The organism is Bradyrhizobium sp. MOS002 (genome assembly GCF_003020115.1).
In the GTDB taxonomy this organism is placed as follows: Bacteria; Pseudomonadota; Alphaproteobacteria; order Rhizobiales; family Xanthobacteraceae; genus Bradyrhizobium.
Genome location: NZ_PYFX01000042.1, coordinates 1 through 13,792, shown reverse-complemented (window position 1 = coordinate 13,792; position 13,792 = coordinate 1). Strand labels below are relative to the sequence as shown.

At 55.3% G+C, this 13,792-nt stretch carries 7 protein-coding genes and 1 tRNA gene; 5 read left to right on the top strand and 3 right to left on the bottom strand.

The window, feature by feature from the left end; translation table 11 throughout:
- The first annotated feature begins 776 nt into the window (after positions 1-776).
- Positions 777-851: transfer RNA gene (locus tag C7G41_RS36255), tRNA-Asn, on the top strand.
- Between the two features lie 736 nt (positions 852-1,587).
- A complete protein-coding gene (locus tag C7G41_RS36250) occupies positions 1,588-3,312 on the top strand; it encodes a hypothetical protein (RefSeq protein ID WP_106946997.1) in 1,725 nt (574 codons plus the stop codon).
- A gap of 9 nt (positions 3,313-3,321) precedes the next feature.
- Here the strand turns inward: C7G41_RS36250 and C7G41_RS36245 are convergent, their stop codons facing one another.
- On the bottom strand, positions 3,322-5,397 hold the full coding sequence (locus tag C7G41_RS36245; RefSeq protein ID WP_146159886.1) for a hypothetical protein: 2,076 nt from the start codon (positions 5,395-5,397) through the stop codon (positions 3,322-3,324).
- Positions 5,398-6,353: 956 nt separating this feature from the next.
- Here C7G41_RS36245 and C7G41_RS36240 point away from each other — a divergent pair.
- Genes C7G41_RS36240 through C7G41_RS36230 form a run of 3 tightly spaced genes read left to right on the top strand, consistent with a single transcriptional unit; the run spans position 6,354 to position 9,839 of the window.
- Entirely contained in the window at positions 6,354-7,460 is a 1,107-nt protein-coding gene (locus C7G41_RS36240; RefSeq protein ID WP_306768095.1) for a glycosyltransferase family 2 protein, read from the top strand.
- Between the two features lie 3 nt (positions 7,461-7,463).
- Positions 7,464-8,147: a class I SAM-dependent methyltransferase gene (locus tag C7G41_RS36235; protein ID WP_106946994.1), complete on the top strand. Its 684-nt coding sequence runs from the start codon at positions 7,464-7,466 to the stop codon at positions 8,145-8,147.
- Positions 8,148-8,183: 36 nt separating this feature from the next.
- Positions 8,184-9,839, top strand: coding sequence for a hypothetical protein (locus C7G41_RS36230; protein ID WP_106946993.1), 1,656 nt, complete (start codon positions 8,184-8,186; stop codon positions 9,837-9,839).
- 73 nt (positions 9,840-9,912) lie between these two features.
- Here C7G41_RS36230 and C7G41_RS36225 read toward each other — a convergent pair whose 3' ends face one another.
- Together C7G41_RS36225 and C7G41_RS36220 are read right to left on the bottom strand one after the other, a co-directional pair.
- Entirely contained in the window at positions 9,913-12,033 is a 2,121-nt protein-coding gene (locus tag C7G41_RS36225) for a hypothetical protein (protein WP_146159885.1), read from the bottom strand.
- A 251-nt stretch (positions 12,034-12,284) separates the two neighbouring features.
- Positions 12,285-12,815 (bottom strand): hypothetical protein, encoded by a 531-nt coding sequence (locus tag C7G41_RS36220; RefSeq protein ID WP_146159884.1) that lies wholly within the window; start codon positions 12,813-12,815, stop codon positions 12,285-12,287.
- Between the last annotated feature and the right edge of the window lie 977 nt (positions 12,816-13,792).

Here is a 13,792-nt window from a genome sequence, read left to right as displayed (position 1 = left end):
GTCTGCATAGGCCCACAACACGCCGACGACCGGGACGCGACCTGATTGCTGTGCCCTCGCTCCGAGCGGCCAAGCCGCCGCGCCGCCAAGAAGGCCAATGAATTCCCGCCGTCTCATGCTGCGTCCCCCGGGACGCAATACTAGCAGTACTCGCGCCGATCCGTAAGCGCCTGTTTCGCGCGGATGGCCTTCAAACGGTCAAGCGGCGGCTGGCTCGATCCGCGCGGCTCGGCAGCCCGTCTACTTCTTAGCGCGATTACTGTTAGTAACGCGGGGGCGCTCCGGTGCCGCGATCCAAGAGGAGGAGGCGAAGGCACTTGCCCGGGAGAGCAGGCCAAGGTGTAGGCAGCCTTGCGAACTGAGCCTTTCTCGCAGTCGTCATGCAAAGGGCCGCTGCTCTTAACAGCGGCCCTACCGGGGTTTGCAATGATACCGAAATGAAATGACTTACCCAGCTCCGGTGCGTCTGAGGTCGCAGGTATGGGCTGTTCCAGCCTTTAATCATGTGAATCGGTCCTTGGAATTTATACGACGGCGAGCGTGCAAAAGTGCACTGACAACGCACGCCTCGGGACCAAAGTCTTTTCGCTCATGAGTGCCCTCGAAGCGTTAAGGTTTCAAAGCAAGCTTAATTTCAGGGTCCTGTTGCATCTCGAATACGGTCGGGCAAAGTCTGATTACCCTGGATTTCATACCCCAAGACGTCCATGGTGCTCTCGCGAGCCGCCCGATGAGACCCCACCCACCCCAAAACTCATCGGGCGGCACCCTTATCTTCCTCGGTAGCTCAGCGGTAGAGCATTCGACTGTTAATCGAATGGTCGCTGGTTCGAATCCAGCCCGGGGAGCCAGCGTCCGGCAATCGTTGGTGGAGCGATTTCCGTAGTGTTCGTCCGTTTGGGGACCCGAGAAAACTTGACCGCCTGGTGCGTCCAGCCGCCGCAGGGATAGTGTAGAAATCCAGATGGTCGTACGTTAGAGAGGGTTGACGTTGAAAGTAGTCACCCCTCTACGATGCCTGCGACATTCGTACGGTCTCGAACGCCCCGGCGGGCCGCGACTTGTCTGATGTGCACCAAGTGGCTCTCCTCCGACAAAGAACCACGCATCAGTATTGTCTTCCGGGTTGAAGTTCGGGCGGCCGCCGATTTTCCTGCCTCAATGTACTTCCAAAAGGCAAAGTCCTTTTCCCCCAGTCGGCTCCGCGATTGCCAGCATCACCTGAGCAGCATTCAGGCCGGAACGCATCCGTGTCGCGACCTCGCTGGAATTGGCGGAGCGCTGAAGGTGGTCTATTCGCAATCCGAGCGCTGTAGAGCAGAGAATTTTGGCAGCTTGCAAATGACCAACATTGACCGGCTAGGTGAATCTGAGTGACAGAGCGCCCCGACCTTCATCGCTAGAGCCATGACTTGCTCAAAAAACTGGACTGGAAGTACTGATGACCGATATGTCTCAAACCTGTTGTTCTCGCTGACCGCATGCCATCATCCCTGACGGTGGAATGGCCTGATTCGAAGAGGGCATCCGGGTGCAGCGACACTTGCGGTAACCTCAGCCGCAAGCCTTAGTCCAGGTTGATTAACAATGAACAACTTGCGCCGAGAGGCAATCTATGTCGCCGCGATAATCGTTGCAGTCTTCACGATGATGGTGTCGCTCAACGTTCAGGCTATCACGGGTGACGAGCCAAGATACATGCTCTACTCGAAGAGCTTCTGGCAAACCCTGCATTTGATAATGCCGCAAGAGCAATGGAAGCAAGAATCGAAAGAATTGCTCGGCTACTATCTCGATTGGAGCAATGTTTATCTAGCACACCCGGTATACTTGGCCGTCCTGCTTTCACCCATATCTTCCTTCGGGGCACTGGGGCTTCGATCATCTGCTCTAGTCGCTGGGCTAGTTGGGTTAGTTTTCTTGTATGCAGCAATTCGACAGATTGCTACGACAAGAGCAGCGCTAGTCTCGATCGTCGTTGCAGCCTTGTCTTTTCCGGTACTTGGCTATTTGCACACCTATTGGATTGAAATCTTTATCTTTGCCTCACTAAGCGGCGGTCTCTTTTGCCTTCAACGAGGTCGCAACGTGTGGGTTCGCGCGATCGCGATCCTGCTCATCCCATTCATTCATTTGCGAGCTTCGGTTGTGGGGGCTGCTCTATTCGCAGAGTTCTTGCTCCGCGTAAGATCGTCTGTCCCGCCGCGGACGATCATGACACTTTTCGCAGTGGCGGCATCGTTCGCATTTATCTTAGCTGCGCTCAATTTCCATATCTACGGATCGATAAAGGGATCTGTGACATCTGCACATCCCCCCTACCCTCGGGAGCTTTACGAGGTTCTCGGGACCAATTTCGTTACGATCAAAGGTCTCCTTCCCTATGCTCCTATTTGGGTTCTTGGATATTCAGGGCTGCTGGTCGCATCTGCCCGTAGAGAGCGGTTTGCCATCGAGTGCACCATTCTCGCTCTTGTCGCGTTGACCACCTCAATTGGCGAGAATCCCGGAGAGGGCTGGCCGGGAAGATTCCTGGTCACCTCCATTCCCCTCCTATCAGTAGGCCTCGCCTATTGGATCGACCACTGCCGAGGCGTCTTGAACAAGTTCATTTTTGGCATGCTCGCGCTGCTAACCGGTATCAACACGCTTATCTTTATCCTGCAGCCGAACCTGTCTTTAGAGAATCGACAATCAGATCGAGTTTTTGAGTTCCTGTTCACGAAAATAGGGCACCTAAATTCGGGCTTATTCATTCCTGTCGAAGGCGTCAATCTGGTCCTTCCGCGAGTGCTATTGTTTTTGGCTATAGTTCTTGTGGCGCTATGTGCGCTCGCCATCTCGCTGCGGAGATGTTGGCCATCTGTTTGTGCAATTGTGATTTTATCGGCATTGCTTGATCTATCGAGAGTTTCCTCGACTCCAGCGTCCACAGCCGACATAGGTCGGGGCGTTGTAATTGTACCTGCGGGCCATCCGACCGTAGCTTCGATCTCATTTGGCCGTCACTGGGAGCCGTGGTTTGCCCCCCCCACGTATCCGCTGATCGATGTTGTTGCGACGAGCAAGGACGGCATTTGTCAGACGAAGAAGGTCCGCGCTAACCAGGTGATCTCGATATACTGCCCAGGCGGCCTGTCGTCTGTTGAACTCACATCGGACGAGTTTGATCTTGCCAAAAAAGCAACTGATGGCGTTGACGTCTACGCAACCGCTTCAATTTTGAAAAGTTCGCTGTCTGCCTTGTGGGAGCGCTGCCTACAGTGGTTCCCTGTGCGGGACAGCAGGGGAGCGACAATTGCCTCGAATTGATCACGCGATTTACCAGATCGATAAGGTCTGAACCCCGACTCCCAGCCTTCTTGCATCGCCTGACGTCCCCAATTCAGCCGGACTCGGCGTTCGGTCTGTAACGATTACGACCTCATTGTCTTCGTAAGTCTTTGTACAGGACGATGGCACGGCTGCGGTGATCAAGTTGCCCCCTACGTCCTCCGGGAAATTGAGGGTGGTCCTCCCAACTTCGCAGCCATTGATCAAAACGGCGATGGGCTGCATTGAACGTTGGCTGTTGAGCAATCCGGTTACTTCGAGTTCAATGCGCGTTACCGGCACAGCCTGCCGGCCAAAACGCAATGTTGCTCGCTGCTCTGAAGTCCAACGGCCCCAACTCTCTGGCGCTAACCAACCATCCTTCGTAAACTCTGCTGAGTTACCCGTGTCAGCAAATGATATCCGCAGCGTTTCATTCTTGTGCTGGTTCGGCGACGCTGCTTTGGCAGGGACGGCAGTCGCGTCGAATTCTTGGGAGACGCAAAGGGAAACATAGCAACGCAAAAAGATCTTTTGGCTCCCCAGTCGCGAAACGCCAGCGCCCGGCAGCAACTCCTTTGCCGGTGGAGAGAATACCACTCGCAGGTTGTTGCCCTGAATAGGTCTGTTAAGAATGATTCTTGATCCCCATTCCGCGGGAAACATTCGATAGTCCGCAATGGGCCGCAATCGGCGTTCATCTACATAGATGTATTGAAAGCCCAGCATCAACTCCGCGAATGAGTTCGGCCCCCCTTTGATATCGATCGTGTCGAACTGCTTGAGAGGATCAACCTGCAAATAGACGGCATGATGCTCCGCGCTCCTCCAGTCTTGATAATAGCTGAAATCCGGAATCACTACTTTCAGATTTGCGAGAAGGATGCTCAACCCGATCGAGGCTCCGACAGGAATCAAGCCGCCCCGCTTGCCCCTGGCTGATCGGGCCCACTGCACGAACTGCCCACAGGTGATCAAAACCATCCAAGGAAGCGTCCATTTGAAATAATGGACAACCATATAGCGAATGAGGTTCGCCGGAAGCAGATCGGCATAGGGCATGTATATTGCGAATTGCAGCAGAATAGTAAGAGAGACTATTCTCACTGTAAGCGGAGCGAAGAAGAGCGATACAACTAACGTGGGAAAGGCGATTATCGCTGGCCAAAAATTCTCAGCAAGTGACTGCCCGGTTTCAGCGTACGCGGAGCTGTCGAGAAGGAGCGAGACTGCTTTCCTGAAAGCACTGAGAGGGAAGTAGCCGTTAGCTCCAGCCGCTCCGAAGTACCCGCCCAAAGCATTTCCAAAGACGAAGTGATTGAATACCAGATATCCAATTGGAATCGCCGATCCAGAAATGGCAACGATTATGCAAAACCATGAGAAGCCAGCAAAGGACAGCTTGCGCGAGGCGCCGATGAAGTTTGCCGCAAGCACCTTTAAGAAAAACACGAGCGCCATCGGGAAACACACAACGACGTCGAGCGGCCGAGTCGCAAAGATAGCGCCATATGCGACAAAGAAAATAGCTGCTTTAGTCCAGTCGAACGAGGATGTTAGATTCCATCTAGCCGCCCTAGATGCAAAATGGAAGAAGAGAGCAAAAAGCAGCGACACCAAGGCGGCGCTCAGCGAGGTGTTCCAGGGAATGACCCATTGATCGAGCGTCAGTTTCGGATAGGCAGCCAACGTCAGAACGACGAGGGCAACCGTTATCCATCTACCGTAAATCCGCGCTCCAATGGATAGCATCACCGCCAGATACGAGAGAAAGAGTAGCGTATCGACCACGGCAAACGGGCTTGGAACGACAAAGCCCGTGAATGCGACAAGCAGCGAATACAGAGGCGGCGCGAAGTACTCTGAACCTGCAAAGTCGAGATGACTGAAGGCAATCACTGATTTCAGGTAATTGGATTGGTCCCACCACCCCCACCAGCCTATAGGAGTCCCATTGCCAGGACGATAGACCGAGTCGACGTACGCCAGAACATACCAACCGAGAAAAGCTAGCACGACGGCGGGCAATGAAAGTACGTGTTTCCGAACTCGGGCTACCAGCCCGGCACGCAAATTCAGAGTCATCCTCGCCCTGCCCTATACACCCGACCCATTCTCCAGCTAGCTCGTCATCAAATCGGCAACATACGCGGTTCGCCGCTATTTCCAATCCGCAACTTGGACCCGGCAAACAGATTTGGCAGATCGATTTCGACCAATCGCTAGACTACGGACTGGACTTTCGGATCGCACGGGGCCGGTGCAAGATGCTGTTGCGGTCGCCGCAACGGCTTGCCTCTTGATTGATCGCTGTGACAGCGACGTCGTGAAGGGCAGATCTCTGACGAGAAGCAGCGCCGAACGTGGAGAATAAGCGATTGCTGGTCGCACCTGTCCGGCGCCCTGGATTGGCCCCTATTCCTTAAAGCGAGGCGGCGCGGAGCCAGCGTGCCCAGAGGCAAACTCGCGGGAACTGCGGTGGCGGTGAGACGAGGGGTACGCCCCTCGTCATGTTCGAGTTTGCGATAACTCAACGGAACTTGGATTGTCGAAGCAAGCGCGCCGTGCCCTAACGCGCCCGGAACCTAAGTTTTGCGCGCCCTATTTTTTTGACAGGGACTGCACTCTGCGCTCTCAAGCGTTAGGATACGGCGTCACGCCGCCGGCTCCCTCGGGAGCACGCGGGCGTCGGGAAACCGGAGAACCGAGATCGTCACGAAGGCGTGCTTGCGCTCAGCGAGCAGCCGGGGCGCCGCGATTTGGACCGCTGCCCGACGTCCTTTCGCCGTGAGGCAAATTGGGACCCGCCGAGTGAGCTGTCATCGGCGATCGCTTCTTCCCGCAGTTCTCGAATTCAGCCCAGCGGTGGTTCGAGGTCGCCCGACCACGAGGCATCTCCATGTGCTGCCGCCAGTCGAGGCACGGACGGCTCGCCTTCGCGCATGAGCGGCTTGTTCGCGCGATTGGCTTCCAACTGTCGATCGAGCTGTAGAGCGGCGCCTGGTCCATTTTGGCCGACGCGGCGCGGGGGCGGCGCCAGCTTGCATCATCTGAATAAAGGGAATGTTGCATATTCGCAACAGCCTTCGAATGCGGATTGCCGTAATGACGAGCTACCTGCCGCCATGATAGGAATAGCCATGGGCGCTCCACACAAACCGGACATTGCCGTATTGATCCCCTGCTTCAATGAAGCGGCGACGATCGAAAGGGTTGTCGCAAGCTTTCAAACTATATTGCCGACCGCCAGAATCTACGTCTACGACAATAACTCAACCGATCAGACAGCAGAACTGGCGGCAGCAGCCGGTGCCATCGTTCGGAACGAGCAACTGCAAGGCAAGGGTAATGTCGTTCGTTCGATGTTTGCTGACGTGGAAGCTGACGTTTACGTTCTCGTTGATGGGGACGACACTTATGACGCGAGCGCGGCTCCGCTGCTGATTGAACGGCTTGTGAGCCGCGGCCTCGACATCGTCAACGGTGCCCGAGAGACCGAAATCAAGAATGCTTATCGGCCCGGCCATAAATTCGGAAACTATGCCATCAGCCGCTTAGTTGCCCTCGCGTTTGGCAACAACTTCAAGGACATGCTCTCCGGCTATAAGGTGCTTTCAAGACGCTTCGTAAAATCCTTCCAAGCGATCTCCAGCGGTTTCGAGATTGAAACCGAACTCGCAGTGCACACGCTCGAGCAACGCCTGCCGAGTGATGAGATGACCACCCGCTACAAAGACCGCCCTGAGGGCTCGGTGAGCAAACTGCGCACCTACGGCGACGGGTTCCGGATCCTGAACTTGATCGTGCAACTGGTCAAAAATGAGCGTCCCCTCTTTTTCTTCGGGTGGCTTGGTGCGGCAATAGCGGCAACAGGTTTCTTGCTTGGCCTTCCCGTCATCTTCGACTATTTCGAGACGGGACTTGTGCCACGGCTTCCGACTGCCGTTCTTGCGAGCGGTTTGGTTATGCTTGGGTTCACCGGCTTGTTCACTGGGCTAATTCTCGACGTCGTCACAAGGAGCAGGCAGGAAATGAAACGCCTGGCTTATCTGTCTATCCCCGCTTTGCCCAGAAGTGACACGAGCCTCGCGCCTGACTCCCGGCCTCCTCTCGTGCTCATGGATAGAGCTAACATTGCGAAAGACTGAAGCATGTCCGATGTCGTCGATCGAAAGTATTATGAAGTCATCAAACCTGCTTCTCTCGGGGAGAGATTGTTGATTGCTGCGCGCGATCGCATGTTCGCCGATTTTCTCGCGCACACAAATCCATCATCTGAAGCGCTCATTGTGGATGTCGGCGTTTCGGACGTCATCTCGGATGCGGCCAATTTTCTCGAACGAAAGTACCAGTACAAGGGCAATATCACCGCCTGTGGCCTTGGCGAAGCGAGCGAGTTCCAGGGCGCATTTCCAGAAGTCACTTACAAGCAAATTTCTGCGAACGAACGGCTGCCGTTTGACGACGACACCTTCGATATCGCGACAGCCAACGCTGTACTTGAGCACGTTGGTAGCAGCCACCATCAAATTCACTTGGTGGGCGAATTGCTCCGTATCGCGAAGACCGTTTTTGTTACGGTGCCGCATCGCTTCTTTCCGATCGAGCACCACACAGCCATTCCCCTGCTGCAATACACGGATATCAGCTTCAGACTGGCCTGCCTTTGCACCGGGAAGGCGTCATGGTCTGACGAGCAAAATCTGATCCTGATGAGCTGGCAAAAGCTGCGGCGGATTGCGCACCAGTTCGACTGCGATCATAAAATCGGGTACACGGGACTTCGGCTCGGTCCTTTCTCGTCGAATCTTTTCCTCTTTCTTGCCAAACGCTGACAAGCGTTGGTTCGAGAACTCTCGCAGTCTGACCTGATGTTCACTTCAGAAACTAAGCGGCCCTGGCTTCTCTGGGCAAGCCTGACGTCTGCCGTATGCGTCATTGGCATTTTCCTGATTTACTGGCCGATCATCAGAACGGGATTCTCATCGGTCTCCAGTGACCCGTACGACGGTCAGATCATGATTGCCATGCTCGAGCATTGGCACAACGTGTATCAGCTACAAGAGCGACCGCTCGACCCCATCTACTTCTATCCTTTCAAGGGTGCGCTGGCCCTCAACGAATCTAATGTCTTGAGCGGCGCCGCCTACTCACTGTTTCGCGGATTGGGAACCGATCCATATCTCGCCTACGAGCTGGTAAACTGGCTCGTTCGCGTCGTCGGCGCTGTCAGCACCATCATTCTCGCAAGAAAGGTTCTCCGCCTCGGACTTCCGTATGCAATGGGCAGCGGATTTCTTTTTCTCATCGTGACGAACCTTGCCTATCGCATGGCGCACTCACAATTGCTGTTTGCATCGTTCTTCCCACTCGGCATCCTGCTTTTCTCCGCGGCCTTTGAGCACTTGGCCACGCTCAAGGGGGAACGGAAATGGCCAATCCTGCTCGCCATATCGGGACTCGCGGCTTTCATTGCACTTTGGGCTCTCACGGCTTTCTATTCACTTTATATTTTTTGCTTCTTCTTGCTCGCCTATTTTTTGGCGATCGCCGCGCTGGATCAACGAACGCGCACCAAGTCCACCAAGATCCTGACCTGTCATCCGGGCCTTGTAGCTTTTGCGCTGGCCGCGCTCGGCGCCGCCGTGGTCGCCGTGCTAGCAATCTACGGTCGGGCTCTCAGTCACGGCCATAGTGTCGAAGGCCTGCGATCCCTTGCCGGTCGATGGATCGATCTGTGGAATGTCGGGACCGGCAATGTCGTCTGGTCGCCTGTCCTAGCATCAATCTACCCCAAGATTACCGGAACACCGCTGACTTCGTCTGAACTTTCGACTGGATTTACCCCTATCCTTTCACTGACGTTCTTGGGCTCTACTGTCTGGCTCGTAGCAACGTACAATTCAAGTCGCGAACGACCGAGAGCAATGGCGCTGGCCTTGAGTATTGCGTGCGCAATCGTTGCCTTGCTCTGCCTAAAGTTCGGAGAGCGGGCAGTCTGGGAGTTGTTTGCGCGCTTTGTACCTGGAGCAAAGGCGCTCCGCGTGCCCATGCGCTATCTGCTTTTCTTGTCCCCCATCGTCATCGTGATCGCCATGATGGGGCTAAGCCGATTGCCGGCATTCGTTGGCGCAGTGCTTTTCCTGTTCATCGCGATCGAGCAGATTCGAAACGATCTTCCATTCGATCTCAATCGGACAGCACAGCTCCAGTTCTTGGACAGCATTCCGCCTGCCCCACAACAATGCAAAAGCTTCTATGTTTCCGTGCCGCAGCTTCCTCCGTCAGGCAATATGGCCATTGATGTGTTTTATGGTCATAGCGCGGACGCGATGCTGATCGCAGAAATACGGAAAATTCCAACTCTCAATGGCATGACGACCTTCACTCCCGATGGTTGGGATCTTCACACACCATTTGCTCCTGACTACGCGGCCCGGGTCATCCGCTATGCCAAGCGCAACGGCGTAGAGGCCGGGCTCTGCGCGCTGGACTTGAAGTCCAAGACTTGGACGCAAGCCGATTGAAGGCAGCTCGCCTCCTGATCGGGCGAAATCCACTCGGTTCGGTCGCGCGCTGGAGTAGGCGCTCACAGGCGGTTTACCAGATCGATAGCGCTAGAACACCAACTCCGAGCTGCCGATTATCGTCCAGTATCCGACCGACTTCGGCCTGGCTCTTGGTCTGATCTGTCCCGATCGCTATTTCATTGGATGCATCTGCTTTGGTGCAATTGGGCGGCACCTCGGCGGACATCAAACTAGCGCCGAGATCTCCAGGGAAGTGCAGACTGCGCGTGATCACTACGCAATCATTGATCGAGACCGAGAGCGGTTGGGAAGGACGCAAGCCGCTCAAGACCCCGGTCACCTCAAGCTGTATACGCTCAATCGGCATGTTTTGCGCGGGAACTGATACGGTTGCCAGCCCTGTTGACGTCCAAGTTCCCCAATCTTCCGGCTTTTCCCACCCATGATTCACGAAAGCTGCGGAATTTCCACCGCTGGAGAATACAATCCGCATTCTTTCGTGCGCATTTTCACGTGGCGGCACAGTTGGAGTCACCTCCACCGGAGTCGGAGATCGCGCAAAGTCTTGGTCGCGACATGATCTGATGCGGCACCAAAATGCGACAGCTTGCGTTCCCATCCTTGAGATACCTGGGCCAGAGGACAGCTCTTTGGTCCAGGGGGCGAACACCACGCGCACCTTTCCGCCGTACACAGTGCGAGTAAAAACAATTCTTGTGCCCCACTGCGCTGGAAACATCCGAAAATCGGCAACCGGACGCAACCGTTGACCGTCTATCTCGACGTAGGTCAGTTCGAACATCAGATCCGAAAACGACCTGGGTCCGTCCTTCACGTCGATCGTGTCAAACCACTTCTCGCGATCGACATCGATTAGTATGTCATGCCGTTCGGAGCTTCGGCTATCGCGATAGTAAGCGAAATCGGGGACTACGACTTCTAGATTAAAAAACAGGAAGCTCAAGATGATTGTGCACGCAATTGCCTTTGCTCCGCCCGATTTAGTGCCCCTCGGCTGAAGCCAATGCAAGAGTTGACCGGCAGCAAGAAGCGCCATCCATGGCAGCGTCCATTTGAAATAGTGTATGGTCATATATCGGATCAGATTGGCCGGCAGAAGATCTGCGTACGGCAGGTAGATTGCAAACTGCAACAGAATAGACAGAGAAATAATCCTGACGATTCTTTTGGCAAAAAACAGCGACGTGACCAGCACGGGCAGTGCAAGCATCGCCGGCCAGAAATTCTCGACCAGCGACTGTCCGTCTTCTCCATACGCGGAACTGTCCAGGAGGATCGAAACGGCTTTCCTTGGTGCGGTCAGTGGAAAATAGCCATTTGCACCAGCGGTCACGAAGTAGCCGCCGAAGGGACTTCCAAAGACCGCGTAGTTGAAGGCCAAATAGAGCAGCGGAACTATAGATGCGCTGATTGCGGCCGTTAACAGAACCTGTGACACATAAGGTAACGTCGATCTCGTCACGTCTCCTGCCTGGCGTGCCCTGAGTAGATTGCCGAGAAACGATACGACGACGGGAGCGGCAACACACAGGTCGAGAGGTCGCGTTGCGAACATGGCGCCGAAGCAGACAAAAAACAAAGCGACCGCCCCCCACTCCCCGACTGAGCGGGGGCGCCACCTCTCCCTCATCGTATCAAAATAGAAAAAGATCACGAACAGCGCCGACAGAAGCGCCGCACTTAGGGAACTGTTCCACGGAATGATCCATTGATCGAGTGTGATCTTTGAAAAAACCGCCAGCGTCGCCACAGTAACAAAGATGGTGATCCAGTAGCCATATAGGCGCCATCCAATCGTCAGTATCACTCCAAAATACACAAGCAGCAGAAGACCGTCGGCAACCGCAAACGGATGTGGTGCAACAAAACTCAAAAATGCGACGAGGAAGGAATATAGTGGTGGAGCGAAGTACGACGTCGGCGACAGGTCGAAATGACTGATCGCCAGCATCGACTTCATGTAGTTGGACTGATCCCACCATCCCCACCAGCCCACGGGCGATCCGCTGCCCGGGCGATAGGGAGATTGCGAATAGGCATAGACGTACCAACCGAGCAAACCAGCCAATGATGCAGCGAACTGAACTGCAATGCGGACTGGATTAGAAGGGAGCAGATTATCCATACAGCGAATGCGATTCGCCGTCTTGCCGGGGCGATAGATCGTCATTGAGAGCGCACTTTCGTCCCGAGTCTCGAACGTCAACCGTTGGAGGCATCGACGGTTCGGTCGAAGCTTGGATTAGTCAATCGGCAGATGCCTTGCCAACACTTTCGGTGGGTTTCGGTACAAACCGACTGGGACCATTTGTATCCATCGTCGTTGTGGATGAAATCGAGCCGGCACCAAGTAGGCCCGTTTGCTAAACTCGGGTTGGAACCGCAATCCTGTGCTCCACTAAACGGGTTCGCCCGCGCACTTTAGTGTTGGGTCGATCTAGCACGCTCTTTCCCGGCTTCCGGCAAGTTCTCTCGCCGCTCAAACCATTGCGCTCTGTTAGCTTCCATCTCAAGCATTAGAAAAACCCGTTGCAATTGGTCGCGAGCGAGTACACCTGCAACTCCTTGGCAGCTCTCGGCGACAAGTTCCAGGTGAAATCGATGCTTGTCAGGTTTGATGGTGATACGAACGAGCAACTCGGCGGACCTGGCACTTTCCTGAAGGACACCCGCGGCGGTAGGGGTCATCGCATTTGCGGTACTTGCAATGGCAGCGTCGCGCTCGAACGAAACAAGTTCATCCCGCGCTCCTGCCGGAGCCTTTTTTGCGAGAATTGAGGTGGTGGCTAGAAGCTGGCGCCCCCGCTCAAACAGTGCCCAAATCAAACGGCGAGTGACCCAACACGCCCACATGTCCTGCTCGCCCGGATTTATCGTAACCAGAACGCGATCCTGCTGGGGCACATAGGAGCAATTGATCGTCCGCAACGCCACTCGCGAGCTTGGTTGCATGAACGACGCCCTCAAAGTGGAAAAGATGAGCTCACCCGGCCTTCATGAAGAGCAAGAGTCTCCAGTTATCCGCGCGAGAGTTTACACTTAGCAACCTCGGCAGATATTGGTCTTGGCAGCCAAGTACGCGTTTTCCGGATCCGCCGCAGTGAGCTGATCGAGGAACCCCGGTCCGGTGTCTATCGACGGAGACCTCGCGCTCTGGCCCACCGTTCTCGCTGCTCTGGCGGTCGTGCCAGGGCCGACCTGACGCCCTGAAGCCGAACCACGCTCCGCGTCCGCAGGTGCCCTTGCCAGTGAACCAGTTGTCACGGGCAGCGCTTTTGAGGAATACTCCCGCCTCCGAGACATACCGTCCAGCGCCACATCATCCGCAGAAGAGGATTGCTGCGGCAGCTCAGGCCGACTCGGATTCGCAAGCTTATACTTGGCCAAGTCGATCGAGCTCGCACAATGCGCCAGCATCAACCCGCATAGACCAGCAATTGAAACGCGCCAGATACTCGCCACGGCGCCTCTCCGGACTACAAAAGAAGAACCGGATTTTAATAGCCAGTCTCCGCCCGGCCCACAATGTTAAAGTTGGGACAGCAATATCAAGCCGCATGACTGTGCCGCCTCGGACACACTGGTTCTGCTTGCCCAAAACAAGGTTGCCCCCGTCCTGAAAGGCTTTTGTGCGCGCCTTGGATCGCGGCACCGGAGCACTCCGCTTTACTGAGAGTAACCGCGCCAAGTAGTAGACGGGCGGATCGGGCGAGGCAGCCGCCGCTTGCCCATTTGAAGACCATTGGCGCGAAACAGACGCTTACGCATCGACGCGAGTACTGCTATTATATTGCCGCCCGGGGGACGCGAGTATGAGACGGCGGGAATTCATCGGCCTTCTTGGCGGCGCGGCGGCTTGGCCGCTTCGAGTGAGTGCACAGCAATCAGGTCGCGTCCCGGTCGTCGGCGTGTTGTGGGCCTACGCAGAT

Coding starts and splice junctions, on each gene's coding strand:
- C7G41_RS36225 (WP_146159885.1), bottom strand. CDS start 12,033: ATGACGATCTATCGCCCCGGCAAGACGGCGAATCGCATTCGCTGTATG.
- C7G41_RS36235 (WP_106946994.1), top strand. CDS start 7,464: ATGTCCGATGTCGTCGATCGAAAGTATTATGAAGTCATCAAACCTGCT.
- C7G41_RS36250 (WP_106946997.1), top strand. CDS start 1,588: ATGAACAACTTGCGCCGAGAGGCAATCTATGTCGCCGCGATAATCGTT.
- C7G41_RS36230 (WP_106946993.1), top strand. CDS start 8,184: ATGTTCACTTCAGAAACTAAGCGGCCCTGGCTTCTCTGGGCAAGCCTG.
- C7G41_RS36245 (WP_146159886.1), bottom strand. CDS start 5,397: ATGACTCTGAATTTGCGTGCCGGGCTGGTAGCCCGAGTTCGGAAACAC.
- C7G41_RS36220 (WP_146159884.1), bottom strand. CDS start 12,815: ATGCAACCAAGCTCGCGAGTGGCGTTGCGGACGATCAATTGCTCCTAT.